This window comes from Streptococcus sp. 27098_8_91 (genome assembly GCF_041432385.1).
GTDB lineage: Bacteria > Bacillota > Bacilli > Lactobacillales > Streptococcaceae > Streptococcus.
In genome coordinates, this window is record NZ_JAPVZN010000002.1 from 330884 (window position 1) to 355189 (window position 24306).

Sequence of the window (24306 nt, forward strand, 5' to 3'; positions counted from 1 at the left end):
CTAAAATTTTCATAAATGATGATAAGCGATGGAATTTTCTATTAGCTACTGTTACAAAAATAACTCTCATTATCTATATATAAAACAACTTGCTTAAAAACTGAACATTTTTAGATTTTGATAACATAATATTCGTAGATAACTCTTTTTATATAATTTTACCAAATTTTCTGAAATTTTCAACTATTTTTAGTAATTGTTCCATTTTTATTTTTATGTCTAGAAAATATAAAAAAACTCAAGCATAAATCTTGAGTTTTGGTTCATTTTTTAGGATAAAACATTCATAACTGCCACACTGACATCATCAATAGCATTTTCTTGGTTAGAACGACTATTAGTTACCAACATTTCTAGGTTCCCTGCATTTTCATAGTAATAGGAAGCCCCTTTGGCATTGAATACAACCAAGAAGTGCTCTTCGCCACCATGAATCTCATAAACAATCCAACCACTATTTTCAATGGCTGTATGAACAAATACATGACGGTAGACTTCTTCATAAGTAGGGTATGAAAAGGCACTGTTTTGTGTTTTAAGTCGGATAATCTGACGAACAAACTCGATACTATCTTGACGCTCATTGATCAAATCCCAGTTGACTTGGTTGACGCTATCAGGAGCATTGTAACTATTCATAGCTCGCTCACGATCTGCGTGAGTCAACTCGCCATTTTCTCCCGTAGCTACAAGCTTGGTACGACCAAACTCTTGCCCCAGCTCCATGAAGGCCATCCCTTGCATGAGAAGGTTCATGGCTGTCGCTGTTTCTACTTTCTTCATGATGCGTTTTTCACTCTCCGTTGGATGAAGGGTTTTAAGCAAATCATGCAAATTGTAGTTATCGTGGGCTTCTACATAGTTAAGAACCTGATTGGGGCTGAGGTAAGAACCTAACTCACGACTTCCAAGAATAGCTTTTGCGACAATCGGTTCAGTTCCAGCACCACTGACGAAACCAGATTTGATAGAGCCATAGACTTCACAACCTTTGACCGCATCACGTTGATTATCATTAAAGAATCCAATGTTTGGCAACTGGTAGGCGTTGTCTTTCTTAGCCTTATCATAAGGAGCAAGACCAGTTCCCATATCCCATCCTTCTCCATAAAGGATGATTTTAGGATCGACTTCGTCCATAGCCCAACGAATCATCTGCATAGTTTTGATATCATGAATTCCCATCAAGTCAAAGCGGAAACCGTCAATATTGAATTCTTTTACCCAGTAGAGAAGAGAATCAATCATATATTTACGGAACATTTCATGCTCACTGGCAGTTTCGTTACCGACTCCTGTTCCATTTTGGTAGGTACCGTCATGGTTCATTCGATAATAATAATCGGGAACCGTTGTTTGGAATGGCGCATCCACCGTTGAGAAGGTATGATTGTAAACAACATCCATAATAACACCGATACCAGCATCGTGATAAGCTTGGACCATGGCTTTCAAATCACGGATAGCTTGACCTGGATCATTTGGATTTGTAGACATGCTAGTTTCTGGAGCATTGTAGTTTTGTGGATCATATCCCCAGTTATAAGTTACATTTCCATCTGGGTCGTATTCTTTATGACGGTCAGCAATTGGTTGCAGCTGAACGTAGTTGATACCAAGTTCTTTGATGTAATCAAACGCAGTGGATTGACCATATTGGTTAACTGTTCCAGTTTGCGCTGCACCTAAGAAGGTTCCTCTTAATTCTGGCGCAACACCAGATGTTTCAGACTTGGTCAAATCACGGATATGCATTTCATACACAACAGCCTGACAAGGATTTTCCAAACGCCAAGTTGCTTCTGTACCATGCTTAACCTCAAAACCTTCGACCTGACGATCTTGATTTGAGACAATGGCTGAACGTTTTCCATCAGGACTTGTCGCTATTGTATATGGATCACGAGTTAATGACTGGTGATGAGGAAAGTCAATTTGGTAGTGGTAAGCACGACCTGCTAGGTTTTCTGAAACTGTTAAACTCCAAACACCAATGGTATTATACTTGTGGCTATAGGAATAACTATTTCCTCGTTCCATTTCAAAGGTTTTAAGGATAGGAGCGTCATTGCTCGTTGATTCATAGACTACTACTTGGACAGAAGTAGCTGTTGGTGCCCATAAGCTAAAACTTGTTTCATTTTCAGAAACTTGACATCCCAACTCTCCTTGATAACCCCAGTGGTGGTCGAAACTCGCACTATTGATTGCCTTGTCAAAGGCAAAAGGATTTTGGTCCTTATAGTGTGGACTTGCAATGGCAGGATTTTCAGAATAATAAACTGTATCGTCTCCATCCAAAATCCAAACCTCTGTCAAAAGTGGATAGTAATTGAATCGAATAGGATATTCTTTGCTGACACCGTCTTTTTCAACGCTAAAAGTCATGGTTTCAAGTGCTACTTCACTCGATTGAGTCAGTGAAAATTTGGCACCAAAATATTCTTCTTCTTTGATAAGCTCTACTGAATCTACTGTTTTTTTACTGAAACTACAAGCCTCGTAGGCTTCATCCTTACGATGGTAATGAATAAGTACAGGATAATTGTACATAGTTCTCCCTAATTTCTAAATTAAATTTGATTTTATATGTTACTAATAATTTCTTGATCAATCGCCTCACAATTCACAAAAAACTCAATGTGATTATGACATACTTCCAAATCTACTGGTATGTCACCACCGTATTCTCCATCAAGATTAAGCATAAACGGCTCTTCCTGATCCAAAGTTTCAATTCGGAGTTTACTAGTTTTCAGATATTCAACATTGACATCTGATACGTGTTGGCCTCCGTTTATGGCCTGAACTAGTAGACTCAACATATCTAGGATTTTATCTGTCTTTACTAGAATAAGCGTAAAATTGCCATCATCCAGCTTGCTATCAGGTGCGAATTGCTCAAATCCACCAATAGAATTGGTCAAGGCAACAAAGACAAGAGAAACTTCTCCTGTAAAAATTCCCCAATCATGGTAAATACGAACAGGACGGGCTTTAGATTTTGGAAACATCTCGATACCCTTAGCAACGTAGGCCAGATAACCCAAACGCGTCTTCAGTTCACTCGGAACACTAAAGGTTAACTCTGTAAGAGCTCCTGCAGCAGCAATATTGATAAAATACTTGTCACCAAAGGCACGACCAATATCAATTTGCTTGGTTTCATTTTTGGCAATAATCTTCGCTGCAGCAACTGGATCCCCCATAGGGATTTTCAATGCTCTTGCATAGTCATTGGTAGTTCCAGTAGGAATGATGGCTATCTTTGGACGATGTTCCAGAGGTGCAATTCCATTAACCACTTCATTGATGGTGCCATCACCACCAGCTACTAAAACCAAATCAAAGCCAGCTTTTGCAGCTCTTTCTGCTTCTTTCTGGGCTGTCAGGTGTTCAGGTTTGGTCTGAAAAGCACTGGTTTCATAGCCTATGCTCTCTAACACTTCTAGGACTTCTGCGATATTTTGTTTGATCATTTCCTGGCCTGAGGTCGGATTATAAATGAGACGTGCGCGTTTTTTTTCTTCTTTCATAGCTTATAAACTCTCAAGCCAAGCTTCGTCACGAATCTCTATTCCCAGTTCTTGTGCTTTTTGGAGCTTGCTTCCTGCATCTGCTCCTGCTACAACAAGGTCTGTTTTTTTCGACACACTACCAGTAACCTTGGCTCCTAGACTTTCTAATTTATTTTTAGCTTCTGAGCGATTAAGACGCTCTAGCTTTCCTGTCAATACGACAGTTAGACCAGACAAGGCTGCATTTGCTGCAACTGTCTGTCCTTTGTAGTCTAGATTAACACCTGATTCTTTCAATTCCCTTAAAAGGATTTCAGAACCCTCTGTAGCAAAATAGGTCTGTAGGCTTTGGGCAATGACACTTCCCAAACTTTCGATACTTGCAATTTCTTCAGGATTAGCTTGTGCTAGTGATTCGATTGAGTGGAAGTTTTGTAAAAGCAACTGACTTGCCTTACTTCCTACATGACGAATCCCCAAACCAAACAAGAGTTTTTCCGCAGAATTTTCTTTGGATGCTTGAATAGCCTGGTAGAGCTTTTGAGCAGATTTTTCCTTGATACCATCTAGCAAGAGCAAATCTTCCACAGTCAAACGATAAATATCTGCAACATCCTTAACCAAATCGGCAGCAAATAGTTTCTCCACGATCGATGGACCAAGGCCAGAAATATTCATAGCATCACGCGATGCGAAGTGCGTCAAGCCTTCCTTGATTTGAGCAGGGCATCGCGGATTGATACAACGAAGGGCAACCTCATCTTCAAAATGTAAAAGCTTACTGTCACAACTTGGACAGTTTGTTGGAATGTCGAGTTTTTCTTCAGATATACGTTTTGATTCCACCACGCGTAAAACAGCTGGAATGATATCCCCTGCCTTATAGACAATGACTGTGTCATCCTTACGGATATCCTTTTCGGCGATATAGTCAACATTATGAAGGGTTGCACGACTTACAGTTGTACCTGCAAGTTGCACTGGAGTAAGATTAGCAGTCGGAGTCACAACTCCTGTACGGCCAACAGTCCAGTCAACAGAAAGAAGTTTCGCTTCTTTTTCTTCTGCTGGGAATTTATAAGCGACTGCCCACTTAGGTGCTTTGACTGTAAATCCTAGTTGCTCCTGACCAGCTAGATCATTGACCTTAATCACAACTCCATCGATATCATAAGGCAATTGATCTCTTTCTCGACCAATTTCTTGAATAAACGCCCAAATCTCATCCATACTATGAGCTAATAGACGTCTTTGATTAACCACAAAACCTAATTGTTCTAAATGTTTCAAAACCTTCTCTTGACTATCCCGAGTTGAAGGACTAGCTTCCTGATAAAGGAAGGTTGCAAGATTACGTTTGGCTACTACTGCTGTATCTAACTGACGAAGGGTTCCTGCAGCAGCATTTCTTGGATTAGCAAATTCTGGCTCCCCATTTTCTTGACGAGATTGATTGACCTGGTCAAAGGAAGCTCTCGGCATATAACATTCACCACGAACTGTAATATCTAATTTTTCTGGTAATGATAAAGGAATGTCTTTCACTCGTTTAAGATTTTCAGTGATGTTTTCACCGATGGAGCCATCACCTCGAGTTGCCCCAGCAACAAAAATTCCCTGCTCATAAGTCAAGGAAATCGATAAACCATCAATCTTCAACTCACAAATATAAGTGACATCATCCAATTCTTTACGAACACGCGCATCAAAGGCGTCGAGTTCTTCACGTGAAAAAGCATCCTGCAAACTATAAAGAGGATACTGATGACTATATTTCTCAAACCCATCAAGAATCTTTCCACCAACACGATGTGTCGGACTTTCTGGTAAAACTTGGTCAGGATGAGCTTTTTCTAACTCTACCAATTCACGATAAAGACGGTCATACTCACTATCAGATACAGATGGATTATCACTTGTATAATACTCTGTCGCATAGCGATTGAGCAGTTCAACGAGCTCTTTCATTCTTTCATTCATAGAACCATTTTACCATAAAAAGGACTCTATAAACAATACTCAAGCTCTAAAAAAGAAAATGAGAAGGATATTTCTATCGCTTCTCATTTATTTTTATTTTTTACGATTCAAAATAGCATTCAAGACGATGGCTACTGTACTTGCAATGACAATACCATTTGAGAAGAACATTTGTAATTCAGTCGGTAAAGTATTGAAGAGATTACTTCCGTTTAATCCCACCCCAGCAGAGATAGAAACCGCTGCAATGAGGAAGTTGTGTTCATTGTGTTCGAAGTCTACACGCGCCAAGATTTGCATCCCTTGGAGAGACACGAAACCAAACATGACGAGCATAGCTCCACCAAGAACAGGGCTTGGAATAATCTGAGCCAAGGCACCAAACTTAGGCAAGAGACCGAGCAAGATAAGGAAACCAGCTGCGTAGTAGATTGGCAAACGAGTACGAATACCTGAAAGTTTCACCAAGCCTACGTTTTGTGAAAACCCTGTATAAGGGAAGGTATTGAAAAGTCCACCAAGTAAGACAGCAAGACCTTCAGCACGATAACCATTGCGGAGACGAGTGCTATCGATTGGATCCTTGGTAATATCAGAAAGGGCAAGATACACACCAGTTGATTCTACCATAGATACAGTAGCGATGATACACATCATGACAATAGATGAAATCTCAAACTGTGGAGCACCAAAGTAAAATGGAGTTGGGATATGAACGAGTGGAGCCTCTGCTACCGGAGAGAAATCAACCAAGCCCATAGTTGCAGCGATAATGGTGCCTGCAATCAAACCGATCAAAATTGAAATAGATTTGATAAATCCTTTGGTAAAGATATTAACCAAAAGAATAATGAGAACTGTAATCATTGCCAAAGCTAAACTTTGTCCAGTAGGTTTTTCAACATTATTTCCCATATTTCCAATAGCAACTGGAATCAAGGTCAATCCGATTGTTGTGATAACAGAACCAGTTACGATTGCAGGGAAAAGATTGGCAACCTTAGAGAAGATACCTGAAATCAGGATAACATAAATCCCTGAAGCAATCAAAGCTCCAAACATAGCACCACTACCATGACTCTGACCGATCATGATAAGAGGAGCAACAGACTGGAAGGCTACCCCAAGAACAATAGGCAAACCAACACCAAAATGTTTATTGAGTTGTAATTGTAAAAGAGTTGCAACCCCACACATAAAGATATCTGTTGAAATAAGGTAGGTCAACTGTTGAGCTGAATACCCTAAAGCACTTGCAATCATGATTGGTACCAGGATTGAACCTGAGTACATGGCTAGCAAGTGTTGCAAACCAAGAACGGCTGCCTGTGAGTGGTTTTCCTGTTGTTTCATTAGATATCTGCCTCCTTAAAGATAACTTTTCCATTTTCAAAACGCTCTAATCGCGCGAGTGATACTACTTGATGACCTGATTTTTCTAGCAGTTCACGACCATCTTGGAAGGATTTTTCTATCACAATTCCGATAGCTTCAACTGTAGCACCAGCTTGCTCGATAATCTGAATCAGACCTTTAGCTGCTTGGCCATTTGCCAAGAAATCATCAATAATCAATACTTTATCTTGAGGAGATAAGAACTTACCTGCAATGGATACGGTACTTGTTACTTGTTTCGTGAAAGAATAAACCTCAGCAGTTAAAATTCCTTCATTCATCGTGATATTTTTTGCTTTTTTAGCAAAAATCATGGGAACATCTAACTGTTCTGCCACATATAAGGCTGGGGCAATCCCTGACGCTTCAATCGTCACGACTTTGGTAATACCAGCATTTTTAAAATGTTCTGCAAAGGTGCGACCAATCTCGCGCATCAACTTGTAATCAACTTGGTGAGTCAAGAAAGAATCCACCTTAAGAATATTCTCACCAAGAACGTTTCCGTCCTTTAAAATTCGTTCTTCTAATAATTTCACAATAACCTCCGAAATAAAAAGAGACTTACCAAGTAAGCCTCTGGGAAACAAAGAAATAGATTCAACACCTATCCTTATATCTCTGCAGCTTACTCATTGTTAGGTATTTACGGTACCTTGTAGAAACGCCACGCCAATTCGCGGCATAAATAAGTAATGATATTTTTTAGTGAGCATCTCCATTCCATATAGAGTTCTTCACAATCACATAATCCACATGTCTAAGATCAGCTACTTTACGACCTCCAGCATAAGAAATCGAACTTTGCAAATCTTGTTCCATCTCTGTTAAGGTATCCTGTAAATGTCCTTTGGCAGGAAGAAGGATTTTCTTACCTTCGACATTCTTATAAGCACCTTTTTGGTATTCTGAAGCTGAACCATAGTATTCTTTGAATTGTTTACCGTCCACTTCAACTGTTTTACCAGGACTTTCGATATGCCCTGCGAACAGTGAACCAATCATGACCATGCTCGCACCGAAACGGATTGACTTGGCGATATCACCATGTGTACGGATACCACCATCGGCAATAATTGGTTTACGCGCAGCTTTAGCACACCAGCGAAGGGCTGCTAACTGCCAACCCCCAGTACCAAAACCAGTTTTTACCTTAGTAATACATACCTTACCTGGACCAATTCCGACCTTAGTAGCATCTGCACCAGCATTTTCAAGTTCACGCACAGCTTCTGGAGTTCCAACATTACCAGCGATGACAAAAGTATCAGGTAATTCTTTCTTGATGTGCTGAATCATTGAAATAACGCTGTCCGCATGACCATGAGCGATATCAATGGTGATGTACTCTGGTGCATCAGCCTTTAATTGACTCACAAAATCATACTCGTAGTCTTTAACACCTACCGAGATTGAAGCAATCAAGCCCTGATCGTGCATACGTTTGACAAAAGGAATGCGTCCTTCTTCATCAAAACGATGCATAATATAGAAATATCCACCCTTAGCAAGTTGTTCAGCAACATTTTCATCTAAGATTGTTTGCATATTGGAAGGAACAACTGGTAATTTAAAGGTATGCTTCCCTAAAGTTACCTGCGTGTCAGCCTCTGCACGACTTTTAAGAACACACTTGTTAGGGATTAGCTGAATATCTTCATAGTCAAAGATCGGAAATTCGTTTAACATATTTCTCTCATTTCTCTTGTTTAGACCTTCCTAAAGTTAGGAATAGCCTCGTCTTTTCCAGACAATTACTCTAACAAGTTTACAATAATGTCCGTTTTTTGTCAATTGTAATGACCGAAAACAAATAATGTTCGTGTTTCGTATTTTTGATCAAGGAGATAACTAGACATTTACCTTGAATTTGTCTTACCTTTTAAATTTCTACCTAGATTTTCGATAAAGATTTTTTCAAAGGACTCCATCTTCCTGACAAAATCTTGATAGCTTTCAGCTTGTCCAGGGACTTGGATAGACCATTTCTTCAACAGGGCTCCATAACCTGCTAGCTTACCTATCTCATTATAAACTACCTTCTCCTTGCTCGGAAAAACAAACCCAGCCTGCTCAGCTTCTAAAATATAAGAATAAGAAATCAGCTGGAACAAGTCCTCACGGTTAATTCCTTTTTCAGTAAATTCTAGTTTTTTATATTTAGCATCTAAAACCGTCCTTAGTTCTCTGTTATAAAAATCTGGGAAAACTTTTCGTTTACGATCAGAAAATAACGAAATACCGTCCGTCTTATCCTTATTTCGTGGATGGATGAAATTTTTTGGTAACAAGGTATAAACATACTCTTCCCAAAGCCAGGCAACATCAAAAAGAATACCATGGATTTTTTGCTCTCGGTATCCTAAACCGTGCTTTTCTCTGTTTAATATCATCAGACAAAGCTCTTGCAATTTTCTATACTCTCGAAAATATGCATGACGAAGAGGCTTGGTTTGATTTAGTCGGATAATCTTAGCACGATCAGCTAATTTATAAGAGGGCGTTACTCGCACGATTTCTGCCTCATTCTCACGACTAGTTGAGAGATTATCAAGAACTCCTCTCTCAAGACTTTTCTGATTCTTCATGTATTCAATTGTATGACGGATCAGCTGCATAAGAGGATTATCATAGGTAAACTCTCTAGTTGTGTAGGCAATATTTCCCGTGAAAGGAAGATTTTTCTTGAGATGATTTCCGAAATCAATCACTCCCTTGACATTGCTGTCATTATGAGAAAATCTCTGGTATTCCTTATAAAGACCTTTTCGGAGAGCTGCTTGAAGATACTTAGGAAAAAGGTAGATTAAAAGCTGATAGAGTTTATCTTCACGCGACAAAGCAACATCTAAACTAGTCAGATTGATATGAAGAACCTTTTGTAAAAGATAATGCAAGAAATGGTCATCACCTTTACTCGAAAAGCGAGAGGAGATTGTTAATCTTTCCTGACCATAGCCCAGAAAACCAATCACATTTCCTGTCTTGATTTTCTGATTGACGGTTTCCAATATCTTTTGGTCCTTATCCAAGTCAGGAGAATACTGCAAGTCATTTGGAAAAATAAAGATATTGTCTTCTTGAGAAAGATTTCCTAATATTCTATCTAAGAGAAGTTGGCTTAGTTTGGGAAATTCTGCGACAAAGTCTTCTTTCGCAATTTCATGCTGATTATCAGTTATCCGCATCATTATTTTCATCGCCTTCATTGTCGTCAGCTACTGCCTGATCTTTTTGTTCATTCTTTGTCAGATCGAATGCTTTTTTCAATGTTTCAAGAGTTTCAGCTTCCTCGTAAGAGCCCCGCAAGTAATCTTCCAAGAGTGGCTTCAGATAATCTGACCAGAGTAATTCATAATTATAATCCACTTCCTCTAACTTAAGAAAATAACTTGGTCCGATATGATAATGACTGTTTAGCTCCGGAACCTTTTCGATAGCAGTATTCAAATTTCTTAGGCGGATTTTAGCTTCTTCCGCTTTATCGCCAAGAACATCATCCAGCATTCCTAATTGGCTTTCAGCAGTAACTTCAACAAAACGGAAACGACGGCGCATTGCAAAATCAAAGGTGTCCACTGATCGGTCAATATCATTCATAGTTCCAATGATGTAAACATTCTCAGGAATATAAAATTTCTCATCAGTTTCGTGTAAATTTGCGTATTGAGTAGAAACTTCCCCATCTCTACCACGATAACCAGGGTCGATAGAGAAAAAGAGTTCGCCAAAAATCTTAGAAATCTCACCACGATTAATCTCATCGATGATGAAGACGAAATTTTTGTCTGTATCAACCTCTGTTGGAGAAAGGTAGTCTTTCAGACCAAATCTCTTTCTCAATGTTTCTAGGACAGTTCTTCCACCACTTTTGTAGTATTCTTGCTTATTATAATTTTTATCTTTATACAACTCGTAAACATATTTGCGAGGTATTGACCATCCTGGAACACCACTATCATAATTTACTGACAAATTTTGTCTACTATTAACAGATAAGTAAGATGTTTTTGTTATATATTCTTTTTCTTCAGCAACATTTATATATTCTAAGTAAGAATCCCAAGCTTGGTCAAAATTGTCTTGTCCTCCAATCAATTGGGCTTCTTTTGCTTTCTGACAAAAATCTTTAAAAATACCATCCTGTAGCTTAAACTCAATAGCGCCATCCCCATTTGATACCGGTCTTAACCCCTCCACAAAATCTGTATAGTCATAGGATGGATGAAACTGAACAAAGCCGATTTGGTCTTCGTTGCCATCCGTTAATTCTTTGGCAATTTCTTTAGCAAGATAGGTTTTACCTGTACCAGGAGCACCACGGAGGATGAGGTTTTTGGATTGTAGTAGAGTTTGACTCAATGGATGATAAACCTTATATTCTAGAGACATTTTTTCTTCTTTCTTTTCTTTTTCGTCTAAAAATTGTATTGAATATTCAAATAAGATACTTCCCAACAATGATGGTTCCAGCTCAGGATATTTTTGCAATACGAGTTGACAAATCTCATGATTCTGAAGATAAGGGCCCCCTTGATTTTTTTGAGGAAGTAGCTTGTTCCAGAATTTCTTTTGACTATTAAGATTTACACTTAAGAAAGGATAGCCTTCAGAATAGATACAAAGTAGTTTTGTGACAACTGCAGAACGCCCAATAAATTCATTCGTAGACTTTTTCATATCAAAGATAGGATTATCAAATTTGAAATGAATACCTTCCTTAATAATTTCGTACAAATCTGATTTTGATTTTGTAAATCGATGTTCCAACTCTGAAAGAGGAATGACTTTATTAGCTTGATCTTTATAACTCTTTGTTTTTTCATTCCAATAAATACCAAATTTTGAAGAACCACCACCTCCAATTCCCATAAATAAGGATTTGTATTTTCCCCTCTCAAGACCGTAACAAAAAGAATTGCTTTGAGCTCCTTTCCCAATGACATATTCATCGATAGACATGGTTAAAATTCTATCAAGTGGCCACTCTTTAAGAAATTCTTCACATAATTGCTCATTGTAGATACTATATTTAGATGCATCTTCTCTTAATCTTATTTTATTTTCTTGGTACCAAGCATAAAAATCTTCCAAACTAACTTTTCTTTTCAGCATCAATCTTACTCCTTTTATAATAATGTTCGAATAAAAAGTATATATTTCATATATAGAATATCATATCCTATAGAAAAAGAAAAGAATTTCTAAAGAAAAAGCCCAGCGTAGAGGCTTTCTCCCCTCTTAACACTAGACTTCTTTCTTATTTTAGTAATACTCACCCTGACGATAATCCCATGAGTTAAAGGTATCCGATAGGTGCATCATTATTTTATCAATGTCAAGCCCTTTACGAATCACAACTGGCGCTGGTGAAGTTGAGCGTGCTCCACCTTGTTCTGGAATGAGTTTGCCGTCTTTATCGACCATAGACACCATCACACCTTGCTCGTAGCGAGTTTCAACTGTTTTGTCTGGTTGGATTGAAGCAACGTAGTCGTCTGCCTCAATGACAAGGTCCACTGCTCCTTCGATACGCTCTCCGATTCCTTCAACCTTACCACGATTTCCTTTTCCTGATGGGTTTGCAGATGAAGCATATACCATTTTGCCTTCTTCCCAAAGTTTGGCAGCTAATTGTTCACCAGCTTTCCCAAACTTGATAACAAAACAGCTAGTTCCACGCACATCGGTCATGAGTTCTTCACGACCATCACCGTAAGCTTTGAGTTTTTCAAAGGCTTCTGGTTTCCATGGAAGGATACAACCAAGAAGAATATCTTCGTCCCAATGTTTTTGGTAAAAAGCTTCAATTTCTGGGTTGAGTTGTGCTAAAGCGCGAAGCTCATCCATGCTACCACAGAGAACTACTCCTGGTTTATTACGATTACGTTCTTTGGCTTCAAACTTGCGCTCAAGTCCTGCCTTGTCGCTAGTCATGATAATGTAACCAACTTTTGTAGGGCAAACGATACATCCGCCCTCACCTTTCAAGATTTCATAGCCTTCTTGTGAAAGTGTTCCGTTCCATTGAATGTGTTTTGTCATAGTTCTAGTTCCTTTTCTATTTTTTTATTCTTGCCAGTAGGCTGGTCGTTGTTTTTCGTAAGCAGCAATCAAGTCTTCATACTGCAAGGTAATACCGATATCATCCAAACCATTTAAGAGCTTGTGTTTCCACTCGCTATCAATTTCGAAAGTGAATTCTCCAACTGGTGTGATGATTGTTTGTTGTTCCAAGTCCACAGTTACCTGGTCAGTTGGTTTCAATCGGGCTATCTTTTCTCTAACCTCCCTAGGCTGAACAATAGGCAACATTCCATTATTGAGCTCATTATTGTAATGAATATCTCCAAAAGATCCTGCAATCACGACCTTAAAGCCATAGTCTGCTAGCGCCCAAGCTGCGTGTTCCCTTGAAGACCCTGCGCCAAAGTTATCCCCTGTGATGAGAATACTAGCTTTGCGATATTCAGGTCGGTTAAAAACAAAGTCTGGATCCTCCGTATACTTGTCATCCAGATAACGCCAAGCATACATGAGGTACTTACCAAAGCCTTTTTTATCAATTAACTTTAGAAACTGCTTGGGTAGGATTTGGTCGGTATCAATATTATCATTCATAAGAGGAACCGTTGTTCCTGTATAAACTGTAAATTTTTCCATATCCTCTCCTTACTAGGCTTCAGGCATTTTCCGAACATCTACGAAGCGCCCTGCAATTGCTGCCGCAGCAGCCATGGCTGGACTGCAAAGATGAGTTTTAGCACCAAATCCCTGGCGATCTTCAAAGTTACGATTGCTAGTTGAGGCGCAGTGAACACCATCTGGTACCTTGTCAGGATTCATCCCTAGACACATGGAGCAACCTGGGTCTCTCCACTCAAAGCCGGCATCTTGGAAAACCTTATCCAAGCCCAACTTTTCAGCAGCTCGCTTGACTGGTCGAGAACCAGGTACCACAATAGCTGTTAAGTTAGGGGCAATTTTCTTCCCTTCAACAAATCGAGCAGCCAATTGTAAATCGCTAAGTCGAGCATTGGTACAAGAACCGATAAAGACATAGCCAAGTTGGATATCTGCTGGTTTCTGACCTGGTTGTAAATCCATGTAATGATAAGCACGTTCATCATTCATATCCTTTATTTCTGGGAAGCTACTATCAAAATCAACACCCATAGCTGGATTGGTTCCCCAAGTCACCATAGGAGCCAATTCAGAGACATCCATTCGGATAACCTTGTCATAAACGGCATCGTCATCACTAACCAGCCTTTTCCAATCAGCAACTGCTGCATCAAAATCCTTGGGAACACACTCACGTCCCTCAAGATAGTCATAGGTGGTCTGATCTGGATTCATGATTCCCATCTTAGAGCCAAATTCAATGGACATATTGCAGATAGTCATTCTCTCTTCCATACTGAGTACATCAATCGCTTGACCACGATATTCCACCACATAGCCAACACCACATGCAACACCATACTTGGCAATCAAGGCTAGAATGAAATCCTTGGAATAAACTCCCTTTTGAGGAACTCCAGTGAATTCTACCAGCATTTTCTTGGGTTTGACCTGCCAAATGGTTTGAGTTGCAAAGACGTGCTCGACCTCACTGGTTCCAATTCCAAATGCAATCGCTCCAAAAGCTCCATGAGTAGCCGTATGGCTATCTCCGCAGACGATGAATTTTCCTGGTTGTGTTCGTCCTGTTTCTGGACCAACCATGTGAACGATGCCCTGTTTTTCAGAACCATGGGCCGCATGTTCAATCCCGAATTCCTCAACATTTTCTGCCAACTTATCAATTTGAGCCTTGGATATCACATCTCGAATATCGTAGATATTAACTGTCGGTACATTGTGGTCAAAGGTCCCAAATGTCAAGTCTGGTCGTCTCAATCTGCGTCCTGCGTCTCGCAATCCTTGAAAAGCCTGAGGACTGGTCACCTCGTGAATATAGTGTTGATCCACATACATAAGCTGAGGTTGTCCCTCTTCTCCTGTGATCACATGGAGGTCCCATAATTTATCAAAAATTGATTTTCCTTCCATTCATTACCTCCATACAAAATATAAAGCTACTAACGTGGTCACCATCCCAAGAAACCAAACTGTTTTAAAGTACCATTTTCTAGTCTTGTGGTGAAAGGTCATTCCTGCTAACCAGGCACCAAATCCAGCACAAGTAAAGGCTAAAATGAGTAAGATTTTCTCTGGAACGCGCCAAGCACCTCTTCTTGCCTTGGATTTGTCAATGCCATAAATCAAGAAAACAAGCAAATTCCAAACCAAGAGGGCAAGCGTGATTCCTTCATTTATCTTCATAATCTTTCAATGATGGCTTCTGTCATTTCCTTGGTCGAAGCCTGTCCTCCAATATCTCTCGTTAAAACACCAGCCGCTAAACTAGCTTCAACAGCACGCTCAATACGCTCCGCATCCTCATAACGTCCAAAGCTATCTCTCAACATCATAGCAACAGATAAAATCATGGAAATAGGATTGGCAATTCCTTGACCTGCAATATCAGGCGCTGAACCATGAATAGGCTCATAAAGACTTGGCCCCTTTTCAGAATGACTGGCTGATGGCATAACCCCGAGTGTACCTGATAGAACACTTGATTCATCAGATAAGATATCTCCGAAAAGATTCTCTGTCACAATAACATCAAACTTGTAAGGATTGGTAATCATAAGCATAGCAGCTGAGTCCACCAACTGGTGTTCCAAGGTCACATCTGGGAAATCCTGTGAGACATTCTCAGCTACTTTCCGCCAGAGTTTTGATGTTGCCAACACATTTTGCTTATCGATACTAGTAACAATTTTTCTGCGATTTCTTGCAATTTCAAAGGCTTTGCGAATAATCCGCTCCACTTCCTCATAGCTATAGTCATTGATATCACGCGCTTTGTGCTCTTCAAGTATATGATCCCCAAAGTAAATCCCGCCTGTCAACTCACGTACTACTACAAAGTCAACACCAGTTATTCGTTCTGGCTTAAGAGGTGATAAGTGCTTGAGACTCTCAAAGATTTTAACCGGACGAATATTAGCATAGAGATTGAGTTCCTTTCGGAGAGCCAAAAGTCCTTGTTCAGGTCGAACTGGAGCATCATCATACTGAGGACTACCGATAGCCGCTAGAAGAATGGCATCTGCTTCCCTAGTTGCCTTGAGGGTTTTATCAGGTAAGGGATGCCCTGCAGCATCAATACCTGCACCTCCAAAGGGTCTTCTATCAATCTCATAGTCAAAGCCTGTTTTTTCGGATATCGATGCTAGAACTTCTAAACCAGCTTCCATGATTTCTGGTCCAATCCCATCACCTGCTAGGACAACAATTTTCTTTGTCATGGTATTCTCCTTTAAAGACTAAGCATGTCGCGATAGGAAACATTTGGACCTATCTCTCCTGTATTCTCTTTTTGAACAAAAGTATTAGCATTAATGTAGGCAATAGCTGAAGCCTTCAACACATCGAAATCAATTCCGGCTGCGTTAAATATTGTTTCTGTTTCTCTATTTTCAACAGTAACTAAAACTCTAGCCTGAGCATCGATTCCATCCGTCACAGCATCAATGGTATAGGATACCAGGCGAACAGATTGATTAAAAAATTTGTCAACAGCGTTAAAGATAGCCTCAACAGAACCTTGTCCAGTCGCATTAAAGTCGACTTTCTCACCATCCAAATTAGCCAAGCTAACAGTCGCTTCAATTTCATTTTCCGCATGAGTTTGAAGTTGTAAATCATCAAAGTGGAAACCTTCTGGATTTTCAATCATGGTTCCAGCTACCAGAGCACGAATATCCGCGTCTGTGATTTCTTGCTTCTTATCTGCAAGTGATTTGAATTTGTCAAAGAGTGGCTTGATATCCTCTTCTGTGAAGTCTAAGGCCAGTTCTCTCAGTTTTTCTACAAAGGCATGGCGACCAGATAATTTTCCAAGCGGAAGACTATTACTTTTAACACCCACCAACTCTGGGGTGATGATTTCATAGGTAAGTGGGTTTTTAAGGACTCCGTCTTGGTGAATACCTGATTCATGAGAGAAGGCATTTCCACCGACAACTGCCTTATTTTTGGGAACTGGAATTCCTGAGAAGCGAGAGACCATTTCGGACGTATTAATCGTTTCGTTTAGGACGATACTTGTCTCTGCTTGGTAATATTCTTGGCGAATATTGAGGGCCACTGCTATTTCTTCTAAAGCAGCATTCCCAGCTCGTTCTCCAATACCGTTAATAGTTCCTTCAACTCGTCCTGCGCCATTCTTAACAGCAGCGAGGCTATTTGCTACCGCCATTCCAAGGTCATCATGGCAGTGAGGTGAATAGATAATCTGACGATTGGTTTGTACATTGTCAATCAGATATTTAAAGATACTTCCATATTCCTCTGGAGTTGTAAAACCTACTGTATCAGGAATATTGATATAAGTCGCACCCGCATCAACCGCAGTTTGAACGACTTGTAGAAGAAAGTCCAGCTCAGTTCTAGTCGCATCTTCTGGAGAGAATTCTACTACTTCAAACTTACTCCGTGCATAGGAAACATGTTCACTGATCGCTTCCAAAATCTCTTCCTTACTCTTATTAAGCTTATACTTACGGTGAATCGGACTGGTAGCGATAAAGACGTGAATCTGAGGATACTTTGCATCTTTTAGTGCTTCATAACAAGCGTCAATGTCTGATTTAACAGAACGAGCTAAACCAGTCACCGCTGTTTTCTTCAAGACCTTAGCAATCTCCTGCACTGCCGTAAATGAGTCTGGACTAGCTGCTGGAAAACCAGCTTCAATTGCTGAAATACCCCATTTCTCAAGCTGTTTTGCTATAGCAACCTTTTCCTTTATTGAAAAATTGACACCTGGTGTCTGCTCACCATCTCGAAGGCTAGTATCTAGAAATTCAACTGTTCTCATAAGATTTCCCCTTTTCTAAATTTGGTTTTAAAAAAACATCTCGCTCGGAGTTCCAAGCGAGATGTTGATTTACTCCCGCTTGGTAAGCCAAACAGGACTAATGCTTCTGCACTAGCCCGAGTACCTCAACAACAAAGCAAATTGATTAAACTTAGCTGTTTTCATGTTTGACTTTCTCCTTCGTTTGATATCTTGTTTAGTATTTTAGCATAGGAAAAAACACATGTCAAGAAAAAATCCAATATTTTCTGAAAATTTCTTCAGTAAAGAATATTTTGCTAATTGAAAGTATTTGAAAAATCAAGTAAATCTAATTACTTTTTCAAGGTCAAGTTCCAGCTTTTTTCGATCAATTCTAGCAACTCTTCATCTGATAAACTATCATCCAGTGGCACACTAATCCAGTAGCGTTTATTCATATGAAAGGCTGGATAAATTCCGTTTTTTGAAAGCAAGTCAGCTACTTGGTCGTGTTTGAGGTTGACTGCTTCCACTAGCCCTTCTCTGCCCTTTTCAAGCTTATCCCAAGAGATTCTCATCAAAACAACATACCACTTCTGATTATTCTCATGGCGTAGAATCGCAGTATCAGGAGATTTCTCCCATAAGTATTCTAATTGATTTTCATACTTTTCTTGAACACGAGTCATGATTCTCTTGGTCTGAGGATAGATAAAATCCTGTACCTCAAAACAAGACTTTCGGATTTCATAAAGAACTTCTAAGCAGGCTTCACGGACACTTCCTACAAATGCCCCTCTCATACTGGTCATATGAACTTGAGGATAGAGATCACCAGTTTCTTGGTCATAAACTTGAAAACTTAAGTCTCCATCCTCAACTGTAACCATCATGAGAAAATCTCCGTGCAAGATAGTTGAACTATGGTTCCATACGCCTTGATTTTCTTCAAATCCATACTCTTTAGCCTTTTTACTATTAAACTGATAGGCTTTAAAAATTTCAAACATAAGCGAAAACTGCTACCATAAGCTAGCAGTTCCTTTCTATTTTTTAAAAGACAACCTTAGTTCCATGTAATTGTGTCACACCCAGTTGGTCAATGAAGATCTGACGGTTGTCCATGTCAATCCCTCCACCAGGTAAAATTTCAATTTTTCCTGCAGCGTGTTCTAGGATTCTGTGATAGTGCGCAAAACGTTTCTCTAGAGAATCGCCAGATAGGCCAGCACGAGTCAGAATGCGTGTCACTCCAGCTTGGCTGAGCCAGTCAATAGCTTCTAACTGATCTTGTTCGCTCAATTCATCAAATGCCATATGGAAAACAATTTCCATACCTTTAGATGCAGCAATCAATTTTTCAAGCTTGGCCTTGTCCAACTTCTTATCAGCTGTTAAGGCACCAAAGACAACCCCTTGGCTACCTGCTTGAGCAGTTAGACGAATATCCTCGAGCATGATAGCAACTTCTAAATCATTGTAGACAAAGTCACCACCACGCGGGCGAATCATAGTCATAATGGTCGTATCGTAGTCGGCCGCCAGTTCCACAGCTGCCTTTGTCACTCCGTAGCTTGGAGTTGTTCCACCAACTGCTAGATTATCACAGAGCTCGATGCGGCGAGCTCCTGCCTGCATAGCTTTTTCAAGCAAGGTTACATTTTCAGCACAAAATTCGTAAATCATTTGATTCTCCTTGAAGATTAGTTTAAATTTATTATATCATATTATTTTGAATATGTTTTATTTTTATCAAGAGAAATCCTTACTTATTAAAGCTAGTCTTTATCAGGAATAACCTTAAAAAGATAGTAGGTAATAAAGATGGTTAAACATCCCAAACCGATTTTGACTGGTAAAAGAGGCGCAAAATAAATGGAAATTCCCATCAAGATATAAATTGATACAATAATCTTTTTCTTACGCTCACGCGCAATAGACTTGGTCTCACGAAAGTCCGCTACGTAAGTCTGATAAAGTTTGGTATGATAAAGCCAATCTTCAAAACGCTTGGAACTTTTGGAAAAACAAGCAATAGACAACAAAAGAAAAGGAGTCGTAGGCAACAAGGGCAAGACAACTCCAACAATAGCCAGAGCTAATGAAAGAAATCCAATAATCAGATAAATAATACGCATAACTTCTCCTAGTTAATACTCTTCGAAAATTAAATTCAAACCACGTCAGCGTCGCCTTACCGTATATATGTTACTGACTTCGTCAGTTCTATCTACAACCTCAAAGCAGTGCTTTGAGCAGCCTGCGGCTAGCTTCCTAGTTTGCTCTTTGATTTTCATTGAGTATAAAATAATCTTCTTCTAGTTTCACATACAATGATGAATTTTGTCAAGCCTTTACTAAAAAGAGCCTGAAATTTACTTTCAGGACTCATTTTATTTGATTTTTTCTTCTTCGTAATCACCATTGCTACAAACGATCTGCTTACCGCCACCACGGACTTTTTTCTCCATGAGGAAGTTACCACATTTTGGACAATCTCGGCCAACAGGCTTGTCCCAAGAAGTGAATTCACACTCTGGATAGCGATTGCAACCATAGAAGATACGATTACGCTTGGTTTTTCGTTCAATAATTTGTCCTTGATGACAGCTTGGACATTCGACTCCAATCTCTTTCACGATAGCCTGTGTATGACGGCAATCTGGGAAATTGCTACAAGCATAGAACTTACCAAAACGACCAAGTTTAATGACCATCGGACTGCCACACTCTTCACAATCAAATCCTGCTGGCTCATCCTTGATTTGGATTTTTTCCATTTCCTCTTCGGCTTTGGCAACCTCTTTAGAGAAGGGTTTATAAAATTCATCAATGACTCGTTGCCACTGCTCTTTTCCAACTTCGACATCATCCAGTTTACCTTCCATTTCAGCTGTAAAGGTTACATTGACGATATCAGGGAAATATTCAACGATGAGCTTGTTAACAATTTCTCCCAATTCTGTCGGTTCAAAACGCTTGGCTGCCAAACGCACATAATAGCGCTTTTGAATGGTTTCAATTGTAGGTGCATAAGTTGATGGGCGACCGACTCCGTTTTCTTCCAAAGTTTTAATCAGTGTCGCTTCCGAATAACGTGCTGGCGGTTGAGTGAAGTGTTGCTCAGGCTTACTATTGACCTGCTTGACGACATCACCAACTACCATATCCGGCAACATCTTATTCTTATCTGAATCATTGTAAATGGCCAAGTAACCGTCAAATTTGACCTGACTACCATTCGCTGCAAACTGAACTCCATTTTGAGAGAGCTTCACAGCCATGGTATCAAAGATAGCACCCGTCATCTGACTCGCTACAAAGCGATTCCAGATAAGGGTATAAAGCTTAAGTTGGTCTTTATCCAAATACTTAGCAATTTTTTCTGGCGTGTTAAAGACACTTGATGGGCGGATAGCCTCATGGGCATCCTGTGCACCAGTCGCATTCTTTACCTTGCTGCCATGTTTAGAATAGTTACTGCCAAAACGTTCATTAATGTAGTTTGCAGCTTCATTTTGAGCAACTGGACTGATACGAGTCGAGTCTGTACGCATATAGGTAATCAAACCTTGGACGCCCGTACCAATATTAATCCCTTCATAGAGTTGCTGGGCAACCATCATGGTCTTTCGAGTACGGAAATTGATTTTATTAGCTGCATCCATCTGCATAGTTGAGGTAGTATAAGGGAGTGGAGCGTTACGCTTGCGTTCTTTTTTATCTACCTGATCAACTGTAAAGTCTTTGCTGGATAGATGAGACAAGATTTCTTTGACCTCTTCATTGCTTGTCAATTTCATCTTCTTGCCATTCATTCCATAGAAGGATGCTTGGAATTGCTTAGTCCCCTTTTTGAAGACTCCATCAATAGTCCAATATTCTTCTGGTTGAAATGCATTAATCTCATTTTCACGGTCAATGATTAACTTGAGAGCAACAGACTGAACACGGCCAGCTGACAAGCCCTTCTTGACCTTTTTCCATAAAATTGGTGAAATAGAATAACCTACCAAGCGGTCCAAGACACGACGGGCTTGTTGGGCATCCACCAAATCCATGTCAATCTTACGAGGTTCTTTAAAAGCATTTTTAACCGCATCTTTTGTAATCTCGTTGAAAACAACACGATTAGCATCATTTTCATCTAGATTGAGAATATGAGCTAAATGCCAAGAAATTGCTTCTCCTTCACGGTCCGGGTCACTCGCGAGAAAGACTTTATTGGCTTTCTTAGCTTCTTTTTTCAAGTCATTGATCAGAGGACCTTTCCCACGAATATTGATATATTGGGGTTCATAATTATTTTCTACATCGACTGACATACTGGATTTTTTCAAATCACGAATATGACCAACACTGGCTAAAACCTTATAATTTCTACCCAGGTATTTTTCAATCGTTTTAGCCTTTGCAGGCGACTCCACGATTACTAGATTTTTTTTAACTGTTGATTTTTTCTTCTTTGTTGCCGTAGCCACAGTATCACACCTTTTCAAAGTAATAAACTTTATAAAGTGTAAACCATTTTTAAAAACCTGTCAAGACTTAACTCCTATATATAGAAGAAAAGTTTAACTGATAAAACCTTGTTAGTTCTTAAAATTCAAATTCTGCTAGCACATCCTGACCACTTGAAACAAGTTTTGCACCTTCCTGAACCAAGTGATGACAACCATCTGAACGACCGTCTAAAATGCTACCTGGAATAGCAAAAACATCTCTTCCTTCTTCCATAGCTCGCTCACAGGTAATCAAACTACCAGATCTCATCTTTGCCTCAGCAACGATAACACCCATACATAGGCCAGCAATAATCCGATTTCGTGCTGGAAAGTGATATTTTAAGGGTTCTTCACCAGGTCCATATTCACTCAGTAGCAAATGATATTCACCGATGTAGTCCTGCAGTCGTTTATTAGATCGAGGATAATAGACATCCAAGCCAGTCCCTATAACTGCAATAGTTTTTCCACCACCTTGAAGAATAGACATATGCGCTGCAGTATCAATCCCTCTAGCAAGCCCACTCACAATCACCAGCTCATTCTCAAGTTCTTCAATAACCTTACGAACTGATTTTGTCCCTGTTTGACTACAAGAGCGACTGCCTACAACCGCAATCTTAGGTAACTTTAAAAGATTTAAATCGCCCTTATAAAATAACAATACTGGAGCATCATAGATTTCACTGAGAGCAAAGGGATAAACATCGTCCAGAATTGAAAATGAGGGAAATTTTTCAAAGTCACTTCTTAATCTCTCCATACTTTCAAAGGTGAGTTTATGGTAACGTTCCATAAAAACCACTGGATTTCTACACTCAGATGCTTCTGCTATCGTTTCTAGGGTTAATTCTTGATCATAGATTTCTCCATATTGAAGTACCTTTAAAACCTGTTGATTACTTAAACCTGCTTGTTTCAACTTATAAATCTCAAAATTATCAATCTTAATTTTCATGATAGACTCCTTGTTTTTCTCTTTATCTATTTATTCGTAGAAAAAGAAAAAAACTTCCCAACAATTTTACTTGTTTAGAAAGTTTTTTTATATTAGTTATCTTAGTAATCAGGACGAAGAACTCCAGTGACAGTCGCCTTAGTTGCTTCGTAATCCCCATCAATAACAACCTTGATAATGCGTTTAGCATCCTCTTCAGGCGTAGGAACCAAAGGTAGACGAGTTGGCCCAGCTTCAAATCCCATATAGTTGAGTACCGCCTTAACAGGTGCCGGACTTGGGTAAGAGAAGAGAGCGTTGACTTTAGGAATAAATTTACGTTGAATAGCTGCCGCTTTCTTCATATCACTTTCTTCGATTGCAGTAAACATTTCATTCATCTCATCTCCATTTGTGTGGGAAGCAACAGAGATAACTCCGTCTGCACCAAGGTTCATAGCATGAAAAGCATCACCATCCTCACCAGTGTACACCAAGAATTCTTCTGGTTTATGCTCAATCAAGTAAGCCATATTGGCAAGACTGGTACATTCTTTGACACCGATAATATTTGGATGTTCTGCCAAACGAAGTAAGGTATCTGGAGTCATTTCGACAACTACACGACCTGGAATGTTATAGATGATAATGGGTAAATCAGAAGCATCTGCAATAGCTTTAAAGTGTTGATACATGCCTTCTTGGGATGGTTTGTTATAGTAAGGAACAATCGCAAGACCAGCCGCAAAACCGCCAAACTCTGCTACCTCTTTGACGAACTCAATAGAGTCACGTGTATCATTGGTACCAACACCAGCGATTAAAGGAACTCGTCCGTTGACAACCTTTTGAACAGCCGCAAACAACTGCAACTCCTCATCGTGAGTTAGAGTCGGACTCTCAGCAGTTGTTCCTGCTAGGAGAATTCCATCTGTATGATGAGCCAATAAATGTTCAATCAACTTTGGAATGGCATCGAAATTGATAGAGCCATCTTCATGAAAAGGAGTAATAAAGGCTGTGATAATTTTACAATCTTTTAAATCTTGATAAGACATACAAAACACCTTTCTA

The 24306-nt window shown here is 39.5% G+C and carries 20 protein-coding genes and 1 riboswitch; all 20 genes read right to left on the reverse strand.

Annotated features, from left to right (window positions below):
* Positions 1–270 precede the first annotated feature (270 nt).
* Positions 271–2553, reverse strand: a complete 2283-nt coding sequence (pulA, locus tag O3611_RS03500) for a type I pullulanase (protein WP_371607847.1) — start codon at positions 2551–2553, stop codon at positions 271–273.
* Between the two features lie 32 nt (positions 2554–2585).
* Complete coding sequence (locus O3611_RS03505; RefSeq protein ID WP_371607848.1) at positions 2586–3536, reverse strand: diacylglycerol kinase family lipid kinase; 951 nt, start codon at positions 3534–3536, stop codon at positions 2586–2588.
* A 3-nt stretch (positions 3537–3539) separates the two neighbouring features.
* Entirely contained in the window at positions 3540–5498 is a 1959-nt protein-coding gene (gene ligA, locus O3611_RS03510; RefSeq protein ID WP_371607849.1) for an NAD-dependent DNA ligase LigA, read from the reverse strand.
* 93 nt (positions 5499–5591) lie between these two features.
* Positions 5592–6851: a nucleobase:cation symporter-2 family protein gene (locus tag O3611_RS03515; RefSeq protein ID WP_000813114.1), complete on the reverse strand. Its 1260-nt coding sequence runs from the start codon at positions 6849–6851 to the stop codon at positions 5592–5594.
* Positions 6851–7432 carry a xanthine phosphoribosyltransferase gene (locus O3611_RS03520; RefSeq protein ID WP_371607850.1) on the reverse strand — a complete coding sequence of 194 codons (582 nt, stop codon included), beginning with the start codon at positions 7430–7432 and terminating at the stop codon, positions 6851–6853. Before O3611_RS03520 ends, O3611_RS03515 begins: the two co-directional genes overlap by 1 nt.
* A 76-nt stretch (positions 7433–7508) precedes the next feature.
* A riboswitch (purine riboswitch) is annotated at positions 7509–7605 on the reverse strand.
* On the reverse strand, positions 7599–8582 hold the full coding sequence (gene guaC / locus O3611_RS03525) for a GMP reductase (protein ID WP_000931194.1): 984 nt from the start codon (positions 8580–8582) through the stop codon (positions 7599–7601). Its footprint overlaps the riboswitch before it by 7 nt.
* Before the next feature lie 170 nt (positions 8583–8752).
* The gene (locus O3611_RS03530; protein ID WP_371607851.1) at positions 8753–10084 is read right to left on the reverse strand and encodes an McrC family protein; all 1332 of its coding nucleotides are present in this window, start codon (positions 10082–10084) and stop codon (positions 8753–8755) included.
* Positions 10068–12008, reverse strand: coding sequence for an McrB family protein (locus O3611_RS03535; protein ID WP_371607852.1), 1941 nt, complete (start codon positions 12006–12008; stop codon positions 10068–10070). The genes O3611_RS03530 and O3611_RS03535 overlap by 17 nt, the downstream gene beginning before the upstream one ends.
* Positions 12009–12158: 150 nt before the next feature.
* The gene (locus tag O3611_RS03540; protein WP_248034376.1) at positions 12159–12938 is read right to left on the reverse strand and encodes an L-threonylcarbamoyladenylate synthase; all 780 of its coding nucleotides are present in this window, start codon (positions 12936–12938) and stop codon (positions 12159–12161) included.
* Positions 12939–12962: 24 nt separating this feature from the next.
* Positions 12963–13556 carry a 3-isopropylmalate dehydratase small subunit gene (leuD, locus tag O3611_RS03545; RefSeq protein ID WP_248034377.1) on the reverse strand — a complete coding sequence of 198 codons (594 nt, stop codon included), beginning with the start codon at positions 13554–13556 and terminating at the stop codon, positions 12963–12965.
* A 12-nt stretch (positions 13557–13568) separates the two neighbouring features.
* Positions 13569–14948, reverse strand: a complete 1380-nt coding sequence (leuC, locus tag O3611_RS03550) for a 3-isopropylmalate dehydratase large subunit (RefSeq protein ID WP_248034378.1) — start codon at positions 14946–14948, stop codon at positions 13569–13571.
* Positions 14949–14951: 3 nt separating this feature from the next.
* A complete protein-coding gene (locus O3611_RS03555) occupies positions 14952–15221 on the reverse strand; it encodes a DUF1294 domain-containing protein (protein WP_075231611.1) in 270 nt (89 codons plus the stop codon).
* Positions 15218–16255, reverse strand: a complete 1038-nt coding sequence (gene leuB, locus O3611_RS03560; RefSeq protein WP_371607853.1) for a 3-isopropylmalate dehydrogenase — start codon at positions 16253–16255, stop codon at positions 15218–15220. Before leuB ends, O3611_RS03555 begins: the two co-directional genes overlap by 4 nt.
* 11 nt (positions 16256–16266) lie before the next feature.
* On the reverse strand, positions 16267–17829 hold the full coding sequence (locus O3611_RS03565; RefSeq protein WP_371607854.1) for a 2-isopropylmalate synthase: 1563 nt from the start codon (positions 17827–17829) through the stop codon (positions 16267–16269).
* Between the two features lie 314 nt (positions 17830–18143).
* Positions 18144–18800 (reverse strand): MmcQ/YjbR family DNA-binding protein, encoded by a 657-nt coding sequence (locus O3611_RS03570; RefSeq protein WP_371607855.1) that lies wholly within the window; start codon positions 18798–18800, stop codon positions 18144–18146.
* Positions 18801–18843: 43 nt separating this feature from the next.
* The gene (locus tag O3611_RS03575; RefSeq protein ID WP_371607856.1) at positions 18844–19476 is read right to left on the reverse strand and encodes a copper homeostasis protein CutC; all 633 of its coding nucleotides are present in this window, start codon (positions 19474–19476) and stop codon (positions 18844–18846) included.
* Positions 19477–19568: 92 nt separating this feature from the next.
* The gene (locus O3611_RS03580) at positions 19569–19928 is read right to left on the reverse strand and encodes a YbaN family protein (protein ID WP_075229033.1); all 360 of its coding nucleotides are present in this window, start codon (positions 19926–19928) and stop codon (positions 19569–19571) included.
* A 255-nt stretch (positions 19929–20183) separates the two neighbouring features.
* Positions 20184–22271, reverse strand: a complete 2088-nt coding sequence (gene topA / locus O3611_RS03585; RefSeq protein WP_371607857.1) for a type I DNA topoisomerase — start codon at positions 22269–22271, stop codon at positions 20184–20186.
* A 118-nt stretch (positions 22272–22389) separates the two neighbouring features.
* Positions 22390–23247 carry a DNA-processing protein DprA gene (gene dprA, locus O3611_RS03590; protein ID WP_152904343.1) on the reverse strand — a complete coding sequence of 286 codons (858 nt, stop codon included), beginning with the start codon at positions 23245–23247 and terminating at the stop codon, positions 22390–22392.
* Positions 23248–23354: 107 nt separating this feature from the next.
* Entirely contained in the window at positions 23355–24290 is a 936-nt protein-coding gene (gene dapA / locus O3611_RS03595; protein ID WP_311523720.1) for a 4-hydroxy-tetrahydrodipicolinate synthase, read from the reverse strand.
* Positions 24291–24306 lie beyond the last annotated feature (16 nt).

What these genes read in the sequence shown, in the direction of transcription:
- O3611_RS03565 (WP_371607854.1), bottom strand. Translation starts at nt 17,829, where the DNA reads ATGAGAACAGTTGAATTTCTAGATACTAGCCTTCGAGATGGTGAGCAG.
- O3611_RS03505 (WP_371607848.1), bottom strand. Translation starts at nt 3,536, where the DNA reads ATGAAAGAAGAAAAAAAACGCGCACGTCTCATTTATAATCCGACCTCA.
- leuD (WP_248034377.1), bottom strand. Translation starts at nt 13,556, where the DNA reads ATGGAAAAATTTACAGTTTATACAGGAACAACGGTTCCTCTTATGAAT.
- pulA (WP_371607847.1), bottom strand. Translation starts at nt 2,553, where the DNA reads ATGTACAATTATCCTGTACTTATTCATTACCATCGTAAGGATGAAGCC.
- O3611_RS03530 (WP_371607851.1), bottom strand. Translation starts at nt 10,084, where the DNA reads ATGATGCGGATAACTGATAATCAGCATGAAATTGCGAAAGAAGACTTT.
- O3611_RS03535 (WP_371607852.1), bottom strand. Translation starts at nt 12,008, where the DNA reads ATGCTGAAAAGAAAAGTTAGTTTGGAAGATTTTTATGCTTGGTACCAA.
- guaC (WP_000931194.1), bottom strand. Translation starts at nt 8,582, where the DNA reads ATGTTAAACGAATTTCCGATCTTTGACTATGAAGATATTCAGCTAATC.
- O3611_RS03570 (WP_371607855.1), bottom strand. Translation starts at nt 18,800, where the DNA reads ATGTTTGAAATTTTTAAAGCCTATCAGTTTAATAGTAAAAAGGCTAAA.
- O3611_RS03540 (WP_248034376.1), bottom strand. Translation starts at nt 12,938, where the DNA reads ATGACAAAACACATTCAATGGAACGGAACACTTTCACAAGAAGGCTAT.
- O3611_RS03580 (WP_075229033.1), bottom strand. Translation starts at nt 19,928, where the DNA reads ATGCGTATTATTTATCTGATTATTGGATTTCTTTCATTAGCTCTGGCT.
- O3611_RS03555 (WP_075231611.1), bottom strand. Translation starts at nt 15,221, where the DNA reads ATGAAGATAAATGAAGGAATCACGCTTGCCCTCTTGGTTTGGAATTTG.
- dapA (WP_311523720.1), bottom strand. Translation starts at nt 24,290, where the DNA reads ATGTCTTATCAAGATTTAAAAGATTGTAAAATTATCACAGCCTTTATT.
- O3611_RS03515 (WP_000813114.1), bottom strand. Translation starts at nt 6,851, where the DNA reads ATGAAACAACAGGAAAACCACTCACAGGCAGCCGTTCTTGGTTTGCAA.
- O3611_RS03575 (WP_371607856.1), bottom strand. Translation starts at nt 19,476, where the DNA reads ATGATTTACGAATTTTGTGCTGAAAATGTAACCTTGCTTGAAAAAGCT.
- ligA (WP_371607849.1), bottom strand. Translation starts at nt 5,498, where the DNA reads ATGAATGAAAGAATGAAAGAGCTCGTTGAACTGCTCAATCGCTATGCG.
- leuB (WP_371607853.1), bottom strand. Translation starts at nt 16,255, where the DNA reads ATGACAAAGAAAATTGTTGTCCTAGCAGGTGATGGGATTGGACCAGAA.
- leuC (WP_248034378.1), bottom strand. Translation starts at nt 14,948, where the DNA reads ATGGAAGGAAAATCAATTTTTGATAAATTATGGGACCTCCATGTGATC.